This is a genomic window from Nonomuraea sp. NPDC050733, assembly GCF_040654215.1.
Lineage (GTDB): Bacteria > Actinomycetota > Actinomycetes > Streptosporangiales > Streptosporangiaceae > Nonomuraea.
Map to the genome: position 1 here is coordinate 1 of NZ_JBFAHO010000053.1, position 17,698 is coordinate 17,698.

At 72.0% G+C, this 17,698-nt stretch carries 14 protein-coding genes; 3 read left to right on the forward strand and 11 right to left on the reverse strand.

What is annotated here, in order from left to right:
• Positions 1-429 precede the first annotated feature (429 nt).
• From AB0H64_RS40800 to AB0H64_RS40815, 4 genes are all read right to left on the reverse strand, one after another.
• The gene (locus AB0H64_RS40800) at positions 430-831 is read right to left on the reverse strand and encodes a VOC family protein (protein WP_357636133.1); all 402 of its coding nucleotides are present in this window, start codon (positions 829-831) and stop codon (positions 430-432) included.
• A gap of 7 nt (positions 832-838) precedes the next feature.
• A complete protein-coding gene (locus AB0H64_RS40805; protein WP_357636136.1) occupies positions 839-2,362 on the reverse strand; it encodes an FAD-dependent monooxygenase in 1,524 nt (507 codons plus the stop codon).
• A gap of 212 nt (positions 2,363-2,574) precedes the next feature.
• The gene (locus AB0H64_RS40810; RefSeq protein ID WP_357636139.1) at positions 2,575-3,804 is read right to left on the reverse strand and encodes a serine hydrolase domain-containing protein; all 1,230 of its coding nucleotides are present in this window, start codon (positions 3,802-3,804) and stop codon (positions 2,575-2,577) included.
• 135 nt (positions 3,805-3,939) lie between these two features.
• Positions 3,940-5,088 carry an FAD-dependent monooxygenase gene (locus AB0H64_RS40815; RefSeq protein WP_357636141.1) on the reverse strand — a complete coding sequence of 383 codons (1,149 nt, stop codon included), beginning with the start codon at positions 5,086-5,088 and terminating at the stop codon, positions 3,940-3,942.
• Positions 5,089-5,209: 121 nt separating this feature from the next.
• On the opposite strand from AB0H64_RS40815, the gene AB0H64_RS40820 reads away from it, so the two are divergent.
• Complete coding sequence (locus tag AB0H64_RS40820) at positions 5,210-5,668, forward strand: LysR family transcriptional regulator (protein ID WP_357636143.1); 459 nt, start codon at positions 5,210-5,212, stop codon at positions 5,666-5,668.
• The gene (locus AB0H64_RS40825) at positions 5,577-5,978 is read left to right on the forward strand and encodes a LysR substrate-binding domain-containing protein (protein ID WP_357636257.1); all 402 of its coding nucleotides are present in this window, start codon (positions 5,577-5,579) and stop codon (positions 5,976-5,978) included. The genes AB0H64_RS40820 and AB0H64_RS40825 overlap by 92 nt, the downstream gene beginning before the upstream one ends.
• Positions 5,979-5,983: 5 nt before the next feature.
• Here the strand turns inward: AB0H64_RS40825 and AB0H64_RS40830 are convergent, their stop codons facing one another.
• From AB0H64_RS40830 to AB0H64_RS40855, 6 genes are all read right to left on the reverse strand, one after another.
• Entirely contained in the window at positions 5,984-6,898 is a 915-nt protein-coding gene (locus AB0H64_RS40830) for an acyl-CoA thioester hydrolase/BAAT C-terminal domain-containing protein (protein WP_357636146.1), read from the reverse strand.
• A gap of 86 nt (positions 6,899-6,984) precedes the next feature.
• Complete coding sequence (locus AB0H64_RS40835) at positions 6,985-8,160, reverse strand: macrolide family glycosyltransferase (RefSeq protein WP_357636149.1); 1,176 nt, start codon at positions 8,158-8,160, stop codon at positions 6,985-6,987.
• Positions 8,161-8,583: 423 nt separating this feature from the next.
• Positions 8,584-9,369 (reverse strand): helix-turn-helix domain-containing protein, encoded by a 786-nt coding sequence (locus tag AB0H64_RS40840; RefSeq protein ID WP_357636152.1) that lies wholly within the window; start codon positions 9,367-9,369, stop codon positions 8,584-8,586.
• Positions 9,370-9,632: 263 nt separating this feature from the next.
• Positions 9,633-10,943: an FAD-binding protein gene (locus AB0H64_RS40845; RefSeq protein WP_357636155.1), complete on the reverse strand. Its 1,311-nt coding sequence runs from the start codon at positions 10,941-10,943 to the stop codon at positions 9,633-9,635.
• A 38-nt stretch (positions 10,944-10,981) separates the two neighbouring features.
• On the reverse strand, positions 10,982-11,386 hold the full coding sequence (locus AB0H64_RS40850; RefSeq protein ID WP_357636156.1) for a DUF4267 domain-containing protein: 405 nt from the start codon (positions 11,384-11,386) through the stop codon (positions 10,982-10,984).
• A 34-nt stretch (positions 11,387-11,420) separates the two neighbouring features.
• Positions 11,421-12,059, reverse strand: coding sequence for a hemerythrin domain-containing protein (locus AB0H64_RS40855; protein ID WP_357636158.1), 639 nt, complete (start codon positions 12,057-12,059; stop codon positions 11,421-11,423).
• Between the two features lie 102 nt (positions 12,060-12,161).
• Between AB0H64_RS40855 and AB0H64_RS40860 the strand changes: the two genes are divergently transcribed.
• A complete protein-coding gene (locus AB0H64_RS40860; RefSeq protein WP_357636160.1) occupies positions 12,162-15,428 on the forward strand; it encodes a BTAD domain-containing putative transcriptional regulator in 3,267 nt (1,088 codons plus the stop codon).
• On the opposite strand, the gene AB0H64_RS40865 is transcribed toward AB0H64_RS40860, so the two are convergent.
• Positions 15,397-17,673 (reverse strand): DMT family transporter, encoded by a 2,277-nt coding sequence (locus AB0H64_RS40865; RefSeq protein WP_357636163.1) that lies wholly within the window; start codon positions 17,671-17,673, stop codon positions 15,397-15,399. The genes AB0H64_RS40860 and AB0H64_RS40865 overlap by 32 nt on opposite strands.
• Positions 17,674-17,698: the final 25 nt, after the last annotated feature.

The window sequence follows — 17,698 nt, forward strand, 5'->3', positions numbered from 1 at the left end:
CTCTTCCTCACCACCGAGGCCGTCATCGCCGAGAAGCCCGAGAAGAACCCCGCCGCTCCCGCCGGTATGCCCGGCGGCGGCGACATGGACTTCTAGCCCGTTCGCGTGTGCGTCGCGGACGCGGGCAGCCCGACTACGGCGACGCCCAGGAGCACACGGGAGTTCCACGGCCTCCGTGAGCCGACGGTGGGCGATGAGGACAAGCTGGTCGACTGGCCGGCCACCAAGATCTGTCCGGTGGAGATGTGGCGGGATCGGCTGCGCGGCGCGCTGCGTGCCGGCCCTCATGTACGTGATAACAGTTCATCATCACGTACATGAGGTGGTCTGCGAACCAGGGGGTCGCCGCGACGATCACCAGCGCGCCGGCACAGGCTTCCTCTCCGTTCCGCTGTCGGGTTGTCGTACCAGCCGGAGCAGACAGCGACGCTAACTGTGGCGCGTCACCGCCAGGGTGCGCACGACGCAGAACTCGTTGCCCTCGGGGTCGGCCATGACCACCCAGCTTCGGTCTGGGCCTTGGCCCACATCTCTCTTGATGGCGCCGAGGCCGAGCAGTCTGGTCACCTCGTCGTCGGTGCTGCCGTCGATCGGGCTGACGTCGAGGTGGAGCCGGTTCTTCACGGTCTTGCCCTCGGGCACCTGGATGAACATCAGGGTGGGCGGCATCTGGCGGGCCAGGACCTCCTCGACGGTCGGCTCCCAGGAGCCGATCTCGACCTTGCCCTCGTTCCGGTCGAGCACTTTGAAGTCCAGGACCTCGCACCAGAAGGCCGCGAGTCTCTCCGGATCGTGGCAGTCGATGGTCAGCTCGGTGAGTCTGCTTGTCATGTCTCTCTCACATGTTTCGAGGCGTTCCGAACCATGCGGAGAGTGCCTCACGCAGCCGGGGCGTGGCGCTGTCCGCGGATTCGTCGAGGTCGGCGGCCCAGGCGACGTGGCCGTCCGGGCGGATCAGCATTGCGTCGGCCGATCGGTCGTCGGTCTTGGCGGTGTGGACGTCGACGCGCTGCTCCCAACCGCCGGCGGCCTCGCGCAGTTCCGGGCGGCCGGCGAGGTCGAGGAGGACGGGCCTGGCGGAGTGCAGGAGCTCGGCGACGCTGGTGACGCCCTGGTCGGTGTGCAGGGTGAGGTCGGGGGCGAAGGTGCCGGTCATCGGGTGGTGGCCGGTGCCGGGCATGGGGTAGCGGAGGTCGGTTCCGGCGACGAGGGCGCCCATGCGGCGCAGCGGCTGCTCGTCGGTGAGCAGTTCGGTGAAGACCTCCCGGAGCGCTTCGGCTGCCGCGTCGTGCCCACGTCGCAGGGCGACCTGGGCGCGGGTGTGCAGCATGGTGCGGGTCCCGGCGTGGTGGCGTTCGGTGTGGTAGGTGTCCAGCAGGCCGGGCGGTGCCCAGCCGTGCAGGTCGGCGGCCAGTTTCCAGGCCAGGTTGACCGCGTCGAGCATGCCGGCGTTGAGTGCCACGCCGGTGGCGGGGAACAGGTGCGCCGCGTCACCGGCCACCATGATGCGCCCGGCCCGGTAGCGCTCGGCCTGGCGGGCCTTGAAGGTGAAGCGCGACAGCCGGGTCGATCCGGCCAGGGGCAGGTGGGCGCCGAGCACGCGGTGGATGCTGTCCTGCAGTTCGGTCAGGGTCATCGGGACGTCGTCGTCGTACTCGGTGGTCTCGTCCTCGATGGTGTAGAGGGAGACGCTCGTGGCGCCGGGTGAGGAGCCGAGGCCGAGCAAGCCCTGGTCGGTGCGGGTGAAACCGGCGCGGATCGTGCCGAAGCCGGGGACGTCGAGATCGCCGTTGCCGAGGACGGTCACCGAGTCGGGCAGGGTGACCTGGGCCAGCCGGTTGACCTCCGGGTAGACAGTGCCGGGGAAGCCGATACCGGCCCAGTCACGGACACGGCTGCGCGCGCCGTCGCACCCCACGAGGTAGCGGGCGCTCACCTGGTACGGCCCGTCCGGGCCGCGCACGTCCACGCTCACCGCGGCGTCGTCCTGGCTGATCCCGGTCACCTCGTGCCCGCGCCGGACATCGATGTCGAGTTCGCCGGCGCGCTCGTCGAGCAGCCGCTCCAGCAGTTGCTGCGGCAGCGGCAGGGCGTGCATCGGGGGATCCGGCAGGTGGGTGAAGTCCAGATGCACCCCGCCGAACGGGAACCGGGGCGCCGGGGCGGGTCCGGGGCAGGCCGCCTGGAAACGTTCCAGCAGGCCTCGGTAGCGCAGCAGTTCCAGGATCTGCCCGCCCAGACCGCCGGCCTTGGGGGTGTCGCGGCGCCGCGGCTGCCGTTCCAGCACCAGCGGCCGGACCCCGGCCAGCCGGAGTTCGGCGGCCAGCATGAGACCGGTCGGGCCGGCCCCCACGATGATCACGTCGGCATTCCCCGCCGACCGTTCTTCTCGGGGGTCTTCTTCCGCGGGCTGGGTGGCATCGTGGTGCTTCATCATCAATGACCTTTCGTTCGTGTCGTTCGTCGCGTCGTGCCGGTCGTGAACAGGCCGGTGTCGTAGCCCCCTGGACGCGCCCGTGATGAACCGGACACGCATGACACTCGCTCCTCGCATCGGTCGTCGAGCAGCTTCCATCAGTCGTCGATGGCCTGGTAGACGGTGGTCCAGAAGTCGTTCATCAGGTGGGCCGGGTTGGGCACCGTGTAGCCGAGCTGGCAGAGCAGGATGCCGGTGAGCTGGTTGGCAGGGTCGGCGTAGGAGGAGGTGCCGCTGCCGCCGTCCCAGCCGAACTGCCCGATCGGCGCGTAGTCGCCGCGGTAGGTGCGCACCGCCATGCCCAGGCCCCAGCCGCCCTGCTGGCCCTGGCCGAAGGAGATGTGCACGGCGTTGGTGGCCAGGGCGGTGCGGGCGGCGTTCTGCTCGGCCGTGAGCCGGTTGGTGGTCATCAGCTCCACGGCCGGCCGGGACAGGATCCGCCTGCCGTGGTGCAGGCCGCCGTTGAGCAGCATCCGGAAGTAGGCGTGGTAGTCGTCGGCGGTCGAGACCAGGCCGCCACCGCCGCCCTGGAACGCCGGCGGCTTGCTCCAGCGACCGTCCTCGGGCTGGTCCCAGGCGAGGAACTCGCCCGTGGCCGGGTCGGGGGCGTACAGGGTGGGCAGCCGGTCGAGCTGGTCGGCGGGCACGTGGAAGCCCGTGTCGGTCATGCCGAGCGGCTCGAAGATGCGCTCGCGCAGGAAGTCCTCGAACGACTGGCCGGTGACCCGGGAGACGAGCACGCCCACCAGGTCGCTGCTGATCTGGTACTGCCACTGCTCACCGGGCTGGTGCATCAGCGGCAGCTCGCCGAGGCGGCGCATCCACTCGTCCTGCTCGGGGACCTCGGTCGGCAGGTTCGGGGTCAGCCCCCGCTCGAAGACGGCGTTCAGGATCGGGGTGCCCAGCGCGGTCATGTCCATGCCGAGGCCGAAGGTGGAGGTCAGCACATCCCGTACGGTGATCGGGCGGCGGGCCGGCACGGTGTCGTCCAGCTCGGCGTCGATGCGGGTGAGCACCTGGCGGTCGGCCAGCTCGGGCAGCCACGGGTCGACCACGTCATCCAGCCGCAGCCGGCACTCGTCCAGCAGGACCATCGCGGCGGCGATCGTGACCGGCTTGGAGGTGGAGGCCATCCGGAAGATCGTGTCGCGTTGCATCGGCGCGCCGCCGTCGTGCTGCATCGTGCCCAGCGTTTCGACGTGGGTCTGGCCGCCGCGGCTGACCAGGGCCACCAGACCGGGGATCTTCCCGGAGTCGACGTGCCGTGCCAGCACCTCACGCAGCCTGCGCAGACCCTGCTCGGAGAAGCCGTTCCTGCCGGTTGTCATAATCCTTGTCTCCTTGTTGTCATGATTGGTGCGCCGGTTCTGTTGCGATTCGGCGTTCGTGGGTTCACCCTCGCGAAGGGGTCCGACACCGGGCCGTCGCAGCCTTGACGCCGCCGTTGACACGGCGGCGCCAGGTCAGCGGGCAGCCCGGCCGGGTGACGGCAGCTCCGCGGCGAAGCCGGGAGCGTAGTCCTTGAGCCGCACGAGGTACGGGCGGGCCGCTGTCGTGCGGTCGAGCCCCTCCTGCGGAGGCGTGCCCAGGAAGAACTGGTCGGCGCCTTCGCGCCCCATGTGCTGGTGCTCGGCGACGAAGCCGCGCATCTCCCGCTCGTAGGCGGCGAACGCCTGCGCGTGGCCGCCGCCGGCGGCCAGCTCGCCGGCCAGGATGTAGGCGCCGATCAACGCCTGGGAGGCGCCGCGACCCGAGGCCGGCGCCGCGCAGTAACCGGCGTCCCCGAGCAGCACCACCCGGCCCGAGAACCAGCGGTCCATCTCGACCTGGGCGTTCGCCTCGAAGAAGAGGTCCTCCGCCCCCCGCATCTCCTCCAGCAGGCGCCGGACCAGCCGGCCTTCGCCGGCGAACCGCTCGGCCACGATGCGCTTGTGCTGCCCGGCGTCATCGCGGTCGTAGACCAGCGGCCCGGAGGCGAAGTGCAGCGCCGCACGCGCTCGGGCGCCGTCGCGGGTGTTGAGCACCCCGGCCGCCTTGCCCGGTACGCGGTGGACCCGGCCGCCGTCTTCGGCGCCGAGATGGCCGGGTAAGCCGAAGACCGCCGTGTAGAGGCCCAGGTGCCGGACGAAGCGCTCGTGCGGCCCGAAGGCCAGCGAGCGGGTGCGCGAGTACAGCCCGTCGGCGCCGGCCACCAGGTGGAAGCGGCGCGGCCGGCCGCGGTCGAAGGTGACCCGCACGTCGGCGGCGGTCTGCTCCAGGGTGGCGATCGAGTCGCCGAAGACGTACTCGACCTCCCGGCGGGTGGCCTGGTACAGCAGGCCGGCCAGGTCGTCCCTCAGAATCTCCAGGTCGGTCGCGCAGATCGCCACGGGCAGGGCGGCGTACTCGTGCGGCATCGCCGTGTCGCCCAGGCGCAGGTCCAGCGCTCGGACCTGGTCCAGCAGGGCCATCCGGTCCAGCACGTCCAGCGCCTCGCCGCGCACGCCCGTCGCGTACCCGCCCGGGCGCACCCGCGGGGCGCGCTCCACCACGGTCGGGGTGAACCCGTGGTGGCACAGCCAGTACGCCAGGGCGGCCCCGGCGACGCCGGCACCGCAAACAAGGACGTCCATCCACGTGCTCCCTCGACCAGCGGCTAATCCTACGAATCGAGGATCAAGTACGGTGAACGCCCGGAACAACGACAAACCCCGAAAGATCACCTTCAGTGGGAGTGAACGGAGCAGGTCAGGCGTGGAACTGCGGGACATCGAGATCTTCCTGACCCTGGCCGAGGAGCTGCACTTCGGCCGGACCGCCGCCCGGTTATGCCTGTCGCCCGCTCGCGTCACCCAGGCGATCCAGAAGCAGGAACGGCAGGTCGGCGCGCCGCTGTTCGAGCGCTCCAACCGCACGGTCCGGCTGACCCAGGTCGGGCGGCAGCTCCGGGACGACCTCCGGCCGCTCTACGCGGGGCTGAAGGAGAGCGTGGAACGCGCCCAGCTCGCCGGCCAGGGCATCACCGGCACGCTGCGCGTCGGCATGCTCCCCCTCAACGCCTACGACCTGCGCCCCTACTGGGACGTCTTTCCGTCTCCGCCACCCGCAGTGGAAGCTGCGCATCCACAGCGCCCAGGTCGGCGGGGCCTTCGCCGCGCTGCGGCGCGGGGACATCGACGTCCTGGTGAGCTGGCTCCCCATCGACGAACCTGACCTCACCGTGGGGCCGGTCCTGTTCGCCGAGCAACGCGTGCTGGCCGTCGCCACCGACCACCAGCTCGTCGCGCGCGCGTCGGTCTCGCTGGAGATGATCTCCGACTTCCAGCACCCGAACTCCGACACCGGCCCCGGCTACTGGTTCGACGCCTACATCCCTCGCCTCACCCGGCGCGGACGTCAGATCGAGCGCGGCCCCGTGGTCCGGGACGCGGGGTCGAACTCTCCCCGGGCACGACGCCCACGAGCTGACCACGCCTCGCGCCGCGCGTGGCAGCGCCACACCTCCGAGCCGCTCCCCTGCTGACCGCCTCACGCCGAGCGCCTGGGCAGGCTCACGCCATTCGACCCGCGCCGTACCGCTCGGACGCCGCGGACGGCCGCCAGCACGTGCGGCCAGGCGGCCGCGCCCAGCGCCGCGTCGGCCTCCGGGGTGCCGCCGTGGTCGAACCGGGTGGACGGGGGCGGTGCCACCTCGCCCGGGAAGACGATCCGGTGGCCCGCGTCGGCCCGGGTGACGAGCACCGCCTCGCGCTCGGCCGCCGAGCGCCGGGCCGCGAGTTCGCGGGCGAAGCGCAGGGACGGCCACATCCGGTCGGCGCCCCCCGCGACCAGCACGAGGTCGGCGCCCGTCTTCTCCACCGGGATGGCCGCGGCGGGCAACCGGTCCGCGTACGTCGAGAGGCTGCGCTCGTACCAACCGAGCACGGCGACCGGCGCGCCTGCCGACTCCGCCGGCATCCAGCCGTCGTCGTAGGGGACGTAGGGCAGCGGCCGGCCCTGCCAGGTCCAGCTTGAGCGGTACGGGCGGTCCCGGCCGTCAACGCCCGGGCCGACGTTGGCCCAGGTGACGGATGTGGGGGCGAGCGCGATCACGGCGTCGGCGCAGTCCGAGAGGGTGGAGACGAGCAGCGCCGCCTCGGCGCTCTTGGAGGTACCGAGGATGCTGACGCGCCCGGCGCCGCGCTCGCGCAGCAGCCCGGTCGCGGCGACACAGGTCTCCAGCGGGATCTCGCAGATGCCGGGCGGCTGCCCGGGTCCGCCGAACCAGCGGACCGACACCGCGGTGACGCCGGCACGGGCGAAGAGCCGGCACCGCTCGCGCTCGATCCGGCCGCTCGACCCGGACAGCGCGAGGACCCCCGCACCGCCGCCGCCCGCGGCCGGTTCGGCGAGAAAGCCCTCCCAGGGCATGGTCAGCTCGCGCTCGACGATCTCGACGGCCATGGCGCCAACCTACAAGGACCAGGGTGTGAGCCGCGGCGAAGGCCCGCCGGAACGCCTTCAGTGCCGGACAACCCGGTGGGTGGGGATCAGGTCAGCAGGTGCTCGATGAGGTCGGCGGCCCGCGTGGTGCCGCCCTCGGCTCGCGCGTCGGCTTGGAGTGCCGCCGAGCGGCGGGCGACCTCCGTGTCGGCGACGAGCTCGGTCAGGGCGGTCCGCAGCGTCTCGGCCGTGGCGTCCGGGGTGTCGATGCGGCGGGCGACGCCCAGCTCCACGAGCCGGTCGGCGTTGAGGAACTGCTCGGCGGCCTGCGGAACGGCGATCATCGGGACACCGGCCAGCAGCCCTTCCCCGCAACCGCCCATGCCGGCATGGGTGACGAAGGCGTCGGCCTGCTCCAGGATCGCTCGCTGGGGGACCCAGGAATGCACCTCGACGTTGGACGGGACGGGGCCCAGCTCCCGCGCGTCGGTGTGCCTGCCGATCTGCAGGACGACGTGCCAGCCGGGCAGGTCGCCGAAGGCCGCCAGGCACTGGCGGTAGAACTCCGGCTGACGTGTGTACGCCGAGCCCAGGGAGATCAGCAGGACGTTCTCGGCGTCGGCGGGACGCGTCCAGCCGTCCTCCTCCCCGCGCGGACCGTAGCAGGGGCCGACGAAGGTCACCCTGTCGGCGTCGACCTGGTCGGCGTGCGGTTGCATCGCTCGGGGGATCAGGGCCAGGACCCGTGCCGGGAGGCCGGAGAAGGTGTCCACGTCGGTGGTGGACGCCCCGGAGTCGATGAGCCACTGCGCGAACTTCGCCCGGTAGGCGTCGGCGCCCGGCAGTTGCCACAGGTGCGCCGCCACCTCCTGGTCGTAGCCCTTCCAGGCCACGAACGTCGGGGACAACTGCAGGGTCGGGCGGTCCTGCGTCTCGGCGAGGGCCCGCGCGGCGTAGGCGCCGATGTCGTACAGGTAGAGGTCCGCGCGGTCGTGGTCGTAGGCGGCGCGCAACTGCGGGAGGGCCTGAACGGCGTCGTCGAGGAAGAGGGTCATCGCCGCGATGGGATCGTCGGGCCAGTTGTTGTCGGCGACCGGCAGCAAGGAGGTGCAGGGGACGAGTTCGGCGCCGGTGGCCGCGATCAGGTCGCCGACCGCCGGGTCGTTGGCGTAGGTCACCCGATGGCCGCGGGCCACCAGCTCCCGGAGGACCTCAAGGCTGGGCAGGACGTGACTGACGGCGGGGATGCCGACCATCGCGATGTGGGCACGGCGGCGGGTCATGGAAGATCACTCATTTCGGGTACGGCGAAAGGGACGCGGCGTCACGCGCGACGGCTGTCCGGGGCGGCGGCTTCCAGGTCGGTGACGCTGCCCGACATGATGGTCCGCACATGCTCGGTGATGTGCTGCACCGGCCAGTCCCACCAGGCCACGGCCAGCAGCCGGGCGACGCGCCGGTGGTGATCAGCAGCACCGAGAAGACGAGCAGGTAGCCGTCGATGGGAGCTCGGTAAGGAACTGAAGGGTCGACACGCGTCGCCACCATCACAGAACACCCTTTTCCGGGATGTGATGAGTGACTTCCACCTTCCCCGCGTCATCGGGACCCGGGTGAAGCTGGTTGGCGAGGAGGAAAGCCCAACGGGGAGAAGCCGGCTCGCAGCGTAACACGGCCGAGGTCTGGGTGATCATGAAGCGCGCGGACTACCGGCGTGGGGCTCGGGTGGGTGTTTCCCGGCCGGGCCATGCGATGTCGTCGACCGCCAGGAACGGCTCGACGGCCACGGTCGCGGGGGTTGTCCCGGTGAACGACATGACGTCCCGATGCAGGTGGGACTGGTCGGTGTAGCCGCCGTCGGCCGCGACGCGGGCCGCTTCCTGACCCGCGGCCAGGCGGTGTGCGGCATGGTCGAAGCGGACCAGCGTCGCGGCGCGCTTGGGCGGCAGGCCGATCTGCGCGTGGAACCGGGACCACAGGCGCTTACGGCTCCATCCGAGTTCGGCCGCCAGCCGGTCGACCCGGACCCGGCCGCGGCCGGCGACGATCCGATGCCAGGCCCAGGCCACCTCCCGGTCCACCGGCGCCTCCCCCTCGCACCGGCGGGCGAGCAACGCGTCGGTCAACGCGAAGCGGTCCTCCCAGGAGGAGACCTCACCCAGCCGCTCACTGATCCGGGACGCCTCCCGGCCCCACAGGTCGTCCAGGGCCACGACGGCGCCGTCCAGGTCGACCGGCTGGACGCCCAGAACCGCACGGGCGACCACCGGGGACAGGCGCACCTGCACGCACTCGACGTTCTTCGCCCACCGCACCCGGACCGCTCCGTACCCGAGCCCGAGCCCGGCGACGAGACTTCCGCCCTGCCGCCGCCCGGTGGCGTCGTCCACGGTGACGGTGCCGGCGCCGAACACCAGGGCCAGCGTCACGGCCGGGTGCGGGATCAGCCGGAGACCGGCCGGGGTCCTGCCACGGTCACGAAATCCGGCCATCGTGACACCTGGCACCCGACCGGCCCGCGCTGGGCGGGCGATGTCCCAGATAGCGGCATCGTCACGCTCGTCCACGGTGGCCCGCATGATCCCATGCTAGGCGAGCGGGACGAGGCCGGTGTCCAGGTCACCGGTGACCGAGGTCACCGGCTGGATCGGCATCGTGCCGGCGCGTCGCTCGGCAGGTGGTGCCGGCCTCGGAGCTTGGCCGTACGACTCGCCGCCCCGGTGGGCGGAGGGGCCGTGACCTGCTGGGCACCGATCTATCCGAGCACCGGGTAGTTGGCGCGGAACACGTTGTGCGGGTCGCGGGCCCGCTTGATCTCCCGCAGCCGGGCGAGCGCGCTGCCGGAGAAGGACTTCGCCGCCGTGTCACCGGGGGACAGCACGGTGTACGGCTTGCGGCCGCTGATGTAGGCCTCCAGGTCCGCCACTACCTCGGCCTGCTTGGCGCGCGTCGCATCGGCCGCGTGCGGCAGGCCGAGACCCAGCAGGCCGAGCAGGTAAGGCTCAGCCACCGCGCCGCTCGCACCGGCCCCGCCGCCCGGCTCGGCGAGCGCCCCGCCCAGGTGCCTGATCTGCATGTTGATCAGCGGTTCGACCGGCTTGGCCAGCAGGAGCTCCACCGCGTCCGCGTCCAGGCCGGTGAGCAGCTCAGCACGAGCGATGGACGGGGCCGGATCGGTGGGCTCGGCGGCGATGTCACCCAGGTCGGCAACCGGGACGATGCCGCGGCTGTCGGAGATCGCGCCCTCGATCTTGTCGATACGCATCAGCAGGTCCTCCCCCTGAGCCGCCTCACCCAGGTAGGCGAGATCCAGCGTCACCATCGGCGGCGCGCCGGGGGGCTGGAGCCGGTTGATCCAGACACTGAGTTCACGCGGTGCCTCGGCGGTGATCTCCAGGAAGGCGTCGTACACCTCCCTGGTCCGGTGCTCCGGCCAGATCACGCGCCCGCCGTACAGGACTGGCGCGGGATACAGCTCGAGTTCGAGGGCGGTCACCATCGCGAAGTCCCCGCCACCGCCGCGTAGCGCCCAGAACAGCTCGGGATCGGACTCGGCGGTCACCCGGCCCGGCCGGCCATCGGCGTCCACGATGTCGATGGCCCGCACGCTGTCGGAGGCGAAGCCGTACTTGCGGCTGAACCAGCCGACCCCACCGCCCAGGGTGTAGCCGGTCACGCTGACCCCCGGCGCGCTGCCGACCAGGCCGGTCAGACCCAGCGGGCCGGCCGCCGCCAGCACCTGCCCCCATCTCACACCCGCGCCCACCCGGACCAGGCGCTCCTCCGCGCGTACCTCCACCTGGTTGAGCAGGCCGGTGCGCAGCAGGATCAGGCCTTCCACATCACCCGAGGCGCCATGCCCGCTCGGCTGCGCGGTCACCGTCAGACCCGCCCGCCGCGCGTAACGCACGAGCGCCGCCACGTCATCGGCATCCGCGGCCTCCGCCACGGCCGCCACCGGCTGCCTGACGGTCAGGCTCCACGCGGTGGCCGCCTGCTCAAAGCCGTCGTCATCGGGCAGCAGCACGCGCCCCCTGAGGACACCGCGCAAATCGTTGATGGTCATTGTCGTCTCCCTTTTCGAGTTGTCAGAGAATGCGGACGTCAGGCGGGCTGCGCGGCGGTCGCCGGGGTGGTGCTGGTCTCGCGGAGGGTCAGCAACCCCGTGACCGCGATCAGCGCCGCGGTCAGGCCGTGGATGCCGAGCCCGGCGGCCGTGGATCCGTGGTGGGCCAGGACATTGACCATGTCGCCGAACGGGGCGACGGCCACCATCAGCAGGACCCAGCCCAACGGGCGGCGGTGGCCCGTCATTAGCAGGATGCCCATGGCCAGGCCCATCGCGATCTCGCGGCTGCCCTTCACGATGGAGAAGCCGCTGCCGTCAGAGGGCCAGTTCGCCAGCCCCGGGAAGGTGGTCCCGAGGGGCAGGACGAAGGACAACCCGAGGTAGAGGGTGAACAGGACGACGACGGCGGCCAGGACGGTGTTGAGCTTCTTCAGCGACATGGTCGTTCTCCTTGTATGTACGGACGGGCAGGGTTCAGCCGCGGACGCGGCTGATGTGGCGGGCGTAGCGGGGGCGGCCGATGATGTGCCAGACGCCGCGTACCGGAGCGGGAAGGGCGGACAGGAGCGTGGCGCGCTCGGCCGGGTTCGCATCCTCCAGGACGAGGCCGAAGAGGGTGAGCAGGGTGAGCTTGGGCGTGTTGGCCACCAGGTGGTCGCCCAGGGAGGCCCATTCCTTTTCGGTGATGTGCTCGGCCGCGAGCGGGAGGAGAGTGGCCTCCTCGTCGTCGAGGTGCTCCAGAAGCACGGCCCGGTGGTCGGCCAGGGCGGCCACGAGCGTGTCGCGCTCGTCCGCGCCGGCGGCGGCCTCCCACGCCGGGACCGCCGCGTCCAGCCTGGTCAGTGTGGCCGCGACGCGCTCGTGCTGGGCCTCCATGCGCAGCACGATGTCGGCCTCCAGATCGACCCGGGACAGCAGCGGCGGCCACAGCAGCTCGTCCTCGCCCTCGTGGTGGTTCTTCAGTCCCAGCCGGTAGTCGCGGAAGTGGTCGGCGATCACCCTGGCGCGAGCAGTGTCACCCGGGGCGACGGCCGCCACGAGCTCCACCAGCAGCCTTGACTCACGGCGGAGCACGCGGTGGACGATCTCCATGTCCCGGGTGTTGACGCTCATCTGTTCCCGCCCCTTCATCGGTTGCGATGTGTTCAGGCTGCTCCTGGGCGTTTGGAGGGGATTTGGAGGGCACTTGGAACGGCCACGTAAGATGTGCGGATCATGGTCTTCATCCGGGTGCTGGGCTCTTTCGTGGCCGAGGTCGGCGGCGAGCCCGTTCCCTTGGGCGGGCCGCGGCAGCGGGGCGTGCTGGCGTTGCTGGTGGCGGCGCGTGGGCAGGTCGTGCCGGTCGACCGGATGATCGAGGATCTGTGGCGCGGGGAGCCGCCCGCGCGGGCGCTGATGTCCCTGCAGGCGTACGTGTCCAACCTGCGCCGGCTGCTGGAGCCTGGACGCCCGCCGCGCACGCCGGCCCGGCTGCTGGTGAGCGCGGCGCCGGGTTATGCGCTGCGGCTGCCACCGGAGGCGGTGGACGCGTGGCGGTTCGAGGGCCTGCTGGGCCAAGCGCGTACGGACACCGACCTACGCGCCGCGCAGGCTCGGCTCGCCGAGGCGCTGGGGCTGTGGCAGGGACCGGCGTTCGCCGAGGTCGCCGACGAGCCGTGGGCCGCCGCCGAGACGGCCCGGCTGAACGAGCTGCGCCTGGTCGCCCGCGAGCTGCACGTCGCGGCGGGCCTGCGCATCGGCGACCCCGCCGCGGTGGTTCCCGAGGCCGAGCGGCTCACCCGCGACGAGCCCCTCCGCGAGGAGGGCTGGCGGCTGCACGCCCTGGCACTGTGGAGCAGCGGCCGCCAGGCCGACGCGCTGGCGACGCTCCGCCGCGCCCGCGGCATCCTCGCCGAGGAGCTCGGGCTCGATCCTGGCCCGGACCTGACGGCGTTGGAGGAGGCGATCCTCACCCAGCGCACGGACGTCCTACGCGCGGCCGTGCCCCCGCCCCCGCTGACCGCCCCGCTGCCGCAGGTGGCCCCTCTCCGGGGGACGGCTCCGATCATCGAGGCGCCGTTCGTCGGACGCGAGGCACAGCTGTCGGCACTGGTCACAGCCGCCACCGAGGCCGCCACCGACGGAGCCCGTATCGCCCTTGTCACCGGCGAGGCCGGGCTCGGCAAGTCGACGCTGCTGGAACACCTCGGCAGGCGGCTCGAACGTGACGGATGGCTGGTCGCCGTCGGCCGCTGCCCCGAGGTCGACAGCGCGCCGCCCGCGTGGGCCTGGACTGAGGCACTCAGAGCCGTCGCCGCGTCCAGGTCCCCGGGCGAGTTCGCCGACGACCTCGCGCCGCTGCTCACCGACACCGGGCCGGTGAACGCCGACGCCACCGCTGGACGGTTCCGCCTGCGCCAAGCCGTGTGGAAGTGGCTCGCGGCGGTCGCCACGGAACGCCCGGTCGCCGTCGTACTGGACGACCTGCACTGGGCGGACGCCACCACGCTGGAACTGCTCGGCGGCGTCCTCGGCATGCGGGCACCGATCCTGGCCGTCGCCGCGTACCGCGCGGACGAGAGCGGGCACCTCACCGAAACGCTGGCCTCCCTCGCTCGCGCCACGCCCCTCCGCCTGGCGCTGCCTGGGCTGAACGACGAGGCCGTCGCGGAGCTCGTACGGGCCGAATGCGAGGCCGACGAGGAGACCATCGCAGGGATCGCCGAGCGCACCGGCGGCAACCCGTTCTACGTGCGCGAAAGCGCCCGGCTGCTGAACGGCGAAGGCGCGCTGGTCGCCCTCTCCGAGGTCCCGGAAGGCGTACGGGACGTCCTGCGCCGGCGGCTCGCGCGCCTGCCCGAGGGAGGCGTGTCCGTCCTCCGGCTGGCCGCGGTCGCAGGCCGGGAAAGCTCAGTGGACGTCCTCGTCAAGGCCGCCGACACCGACGAGGACGGGGTGATGGATGCGCTGGACGCGGGCGTCATCGCCGGGCTCCTCGACGAGCCCGGCCCAGGCCTCATCCGCTTCGTCCACGCCCTCGTCAGGGACACGCTCATCGCCGACGTCAGCAGATTGCGTGCTACCCGGATGCACGCCCGGATCGCCGCCGCTCTTGAAGGAACCGACGACATCGCGGCGCTGGCCCACCACTACGCGCGCGCCGGCTCACCGAAGGCCGTCGGCTACTGCGTCCAGGCCGCCGAGCTTGCCGAGGCCCGCTACGCCCACGACGTGGCGGCCGACCTCCTCACCGACGCCGTCACCAACTCGACCGGACCGGACGAACGGGTCGAATTGCTCGGCAGGCTGCTGCGCGCGCAGATCCGGGCGGGAGCCGTCGCAGCCGCCCGCGAGACGCGTCGTGAAGCCGTGGAGTACGCAGAGTCTCTGGGCCGCGACGACCTGATGATCGCCGCATTCACCGCGTGGACAGAGCCGACCGCCTGGCAGGCCCGTACGTACGGCACCGTGGACCGGCCCATCGTCGACCGCCTTAGCCGCCTGCTGAAGCGTGACCTGACCCCTTCGGTGCGGTCCCGGCTCCTGACGGCGTACGCGCAAGAACTGGTCGGCGAGGACGACCCGACGGTTGTAGAGGCAGCGCAGGAGGCACTCGACCTCGCCACCGAACCCCGGTTGCGGGCCGCGGCACTCGAGATCCTGGCCGGAGTCCACGGCGACGCCGAGCTCTGCGGGGAGCTCGTGGGGATCGGCACCGAGCACGACCTGCCGGTCTACCGCGTCACCGGGCTGCTCAACCAGGCCACCGGCGCCGCCGCCGCCAATGACCCGGTGACCATGCACCAGGTGATCACCGAGGCCCTGGACCTCGCGCGCACCTACCGGATGCGCGAGGCGATCGCCGTCACCGAGATCACGCTGGCGACCCTGGCGCTCATCGAAGGCCGGTTCGCCGACGCCGAGCTCCGCTACGTCAAGGCCGACGAGGGCATGCGGCGCGCCGGATCGGTGCACGCCGCGGGATTTCTCCCACTCGCCCTGGCCGTGATCCGGCTGAACGCCGGCACGCTCGGTGCGCACCTGGACGACGTGCGCGCCCTGCACACTGTGCTCGGCCCCATGGTCTCCGACCTGCTCGCGCTCGCCCTCCACGCCAACGGCATGGACGCCGAAGCCCGCGAGCTCCGCGCGTCACCCAGCCCGATCCGCCCCGACTTCTTCTTCACCTTCCTCACAACGTTGCGCGCGATGGTCATCGTCGCCCTGAACGACCGCGACGCCGCCGAGGAGATCTACGCGACGCTGCTTCCGCACCGCGACGGTCCCCCGGCGGGCGCCACGAGCCTGTCGGTGGCGCTGCGCCCGGTCGCCCACACCCTCGGCGAGCTGGCCGTCCTCCTCGGCCGCACCGACGAGGCCGCCGCCCACTTCACCCAGGCCGCCACCATCGCCGACCGATGGAACGCACCCCACTGGGCCGCCGAGGCCCGGTCGCGAACTCGGGACTTCGTCAACGTCGCTTCGGCGGTCTGCGGTAGGTGACGACTTCGTCGCCCGGTCCCGGGTACGCCATGATCAGCAGCCGCTGGGTGCCGTACTCCTCGCCCTTCCAGGGAAACCAGGCGAAGTGCACGCGGATGCGGTAGTGCCCCTTGCGGCCGTTGAGCGACACGTCGGGCAGTTCGGTGCCGCTCAGGCTGTCCATGAAGCTCATCTCGCCGCTCTGGTTGGCGTAGCCGACCTCGACGACGTCGTCCCAGCCCTTGGTCTCGACCGGTGGGCGCCGGGTGTAGGTCTCCAGCGTGACACAGACGTGGAAGTCGGAATGCGTGTCCACCGTCACGCCGCCGGGCCCGGCGGTGACCGGGCCGGCGGACGTGCTCCTGCCCTCGCCGGCGAACTCGTCGTACAGCTCCAACCCCGCCTCGGGCCACTCCGGCTCCCTGAGGCGGATCGCCCTGGCGGCCTTGATGAGGGGACGGTGACGCGGGGTGGCGTCGCATTTGCTCTGCTCCTCGGCCATGAACTCCTCGAATTCGCGATTGTCGGCGGCTGCTTTCGCCGTGACCTTCGCCTTCGCGGCCGGGCAGATCCCGGCGAGCACCCAGCTCAGGTTGCCGACGTCCACCCCTTCCACCTCCCGCAGGCGGGCCAGCTCGCGTGCGTCGTTGCGGGTGTAGACGGCGCACAGGCGACGGCCGTGGGCGAGCAGCACCTGGTCGGGCGTGGTGGCGGAGAACGTGAGCGCATTCTGCCGGCGTACAGCGCAGATGAAGGCGCGCGAGCCGGTCGGCGGCGGGGGTTCCACGGGCTTGCCGTCCGTCTCCCAGGGCTCGGGAGGCGAGCAGTCCTCGGCCGTGGTGACCGGGCCGCGTGACTCGTCGGCGGCCGGCAGGAAGCACAGGGCCACGGAGGTGGCCAGCGCCGTCACGAGCACGTGGTGGCGCAGGCGGGCGGCCGGTGGGGCGCCGTAGAGGACGAGCAGGGCGAGGGCGGAGGCGGCGAGCGCGGCGCTGTACCACAGCGGGGAGAGCCCGAAGAGGAGGTCGCCCTGCTCGTTCCGGTCGAACAGCCCATCCGGGTACAGAGCCAGCCGATGTTCGGCCATCTCGGGGATGAGTCGCCAGTCCGCCTCGGACTTCGTGGTGAGCGCGGTGACGACGCCTGCCGCCGCGGCGAGAGTCAGGACCAGCATCGTGACCCGCAGCAGCCGCCTGGTCCTGCGGACGATCGCGATCAGGACCAGTACGGCGGGGGCGCCGACTCCGACGAGCATGTCCACGGCGACCCAGAGCACCGTCGCCGGGTAGCTGACGTACTCGTGGAAGAGGTCGTCGACCGCGCCTCTGGGGCCGATCCACACAGGCATGCCGTCCGCGAGGTTGACGGCCGCGGGGATGAGTGGGGGCACCACGGCCACGGCCGCGAGGGGCCACGCCCGCGCGGGTGCCACCCGGACCGGAGGCGCCGGAGCCGGTACCGGGGCCGGGCCGCCCAGGTCGTGGGCGGAGCGGGCCTGCCACACTGTCCCGAAGACACCCAGGACGCTCAGGACCATGAGCAGCACCAGCTCGTAGTCGACGCCCCAACCGCCGAAGGCGACGATCGAAGTACCTCCCGACGACAGCAGCGACAGCACCGCCGAGGCCCCGCCCATCCGCACGGTGCCTCGCCGCCAGCGTGCGTCCCTGGCCTGGCCGACCAGGACCGACACCAGCCACAGCAGGTAGACGGCGTTGCCGAGCTGGTACGGAGAGACGAACCGCGCGACGGAGTACTGGCCGAGGCCGTGGGCGACGGTGGAGGTCACGCCTATGGCGGCGCTCGCCAGCCCGGCCACCAGCCCGACCAGCCGCAGCCATCGAGGCAGTGCCCCGGCGAGGACCACGAAGAACAGCCCCACGACGGCGAAGCTGAGCAGGTCGGAGGGCAGGCCCGACCACCAGCGGTACGGGATCGGAAGCCGGTACAGCAGCGTGCAGGCGACGCTGAGGTACAGGGCCGCCCGTAACAGCCGGACCGGCCTGTCGTTGACCGCCGCCGTGCCGGCCGGCCGCCCGCGCAGCACCTGCCAGTAGGCCCAGCCCTGCAGGACCCCGCCCGCGACCATGAGGAGCTCCACCCACCAGGTGTAGGGCACGAAGTCCGGGTCCCACCCGCCGGTGACGATCTCACGCAGTAGCCCGGGGTCGCCGGTGGCCAGCGCGAGGACGCCGGACACGACGACCGCGGCCACGTAGACGGCGGCGAACAGCGCGGCGATTCGGCCGAGACGATAGCGGCGCACGAACGATCCTCGGGCAGGAGCGGAC

Coding starts and splice junctions, on each gene's coding strand:
- AB0H64_RS40800 (WP_357636133.1), bottom strand. CDS start 831: ATGACAAGCAGACTCACCGAGCTGACCATCGACTGCCACGATCCGGAG.
- AB0H64_RS40810 (WP_357636139.1), bottom strand. CDS start 3,804: ATGACAACCGGCAGGAACGGCTTCTCCGAGCAGGGTCTGCGCAGGCTG.
- AB0H64_RS40815 (WP_357636141.1), bottom strand. CDS start 5,088: ATGGACGTCCTTGTTTGCGGTGCCGGCGTCGCCGGGGCCGCCCTGGCG.
- AB0H64_RS40830 (WP_357636146.1), bottom strand. CDS start 6,898: ATGGCCGTCGAGATCGTCGAGCGCGAGCTGACCATGCCCTGGGAGGGC.
- AB0H64_RS40835 (WP_357636149.1), bottom strand. CDS start 8,160: ATGACCCGCCGCCGTGCCCACATCGCGATGGTCGGCATCCCCGCCGTC.
- AB0H64_RS40840 (WP_357636152.1), bottom strand. CDS start 9,369: ATGGCCGGATTTCGTGACCGTGGCAGGACCCCGGCCGGTCTCCGGCTG.
- AB0H64_RS40845 (WP_357636155.1), bottom strand. CDS start 10,943: ATGACCATCAACGATTTGCGCGGTGTCCTCAGGGGGCGCGTGCTGCTG.
- AB0H64_RS40850 (WP_357636156.1), bottom strand. CDS start 11,386: ATGTCGCTGAAGAAGCTCAACACCGTCCTGGCCGCCGTCGTCGTCCTG.
- AB0H64_RS40855 (WP_357636158.1), bottom strand. CDS start 12,059: ATGAGCGTCAACACCCGGGACATGGAGATCGTCCACCGCGTGCTCCGC.
- AB0H64_RS40860 (WP_357636160.1), top strand. CDS start 12,162: ATGGTCTTCATCCGGGTGCTGGGCTCTTTCGTGGCCGAGGTCGGCGGC.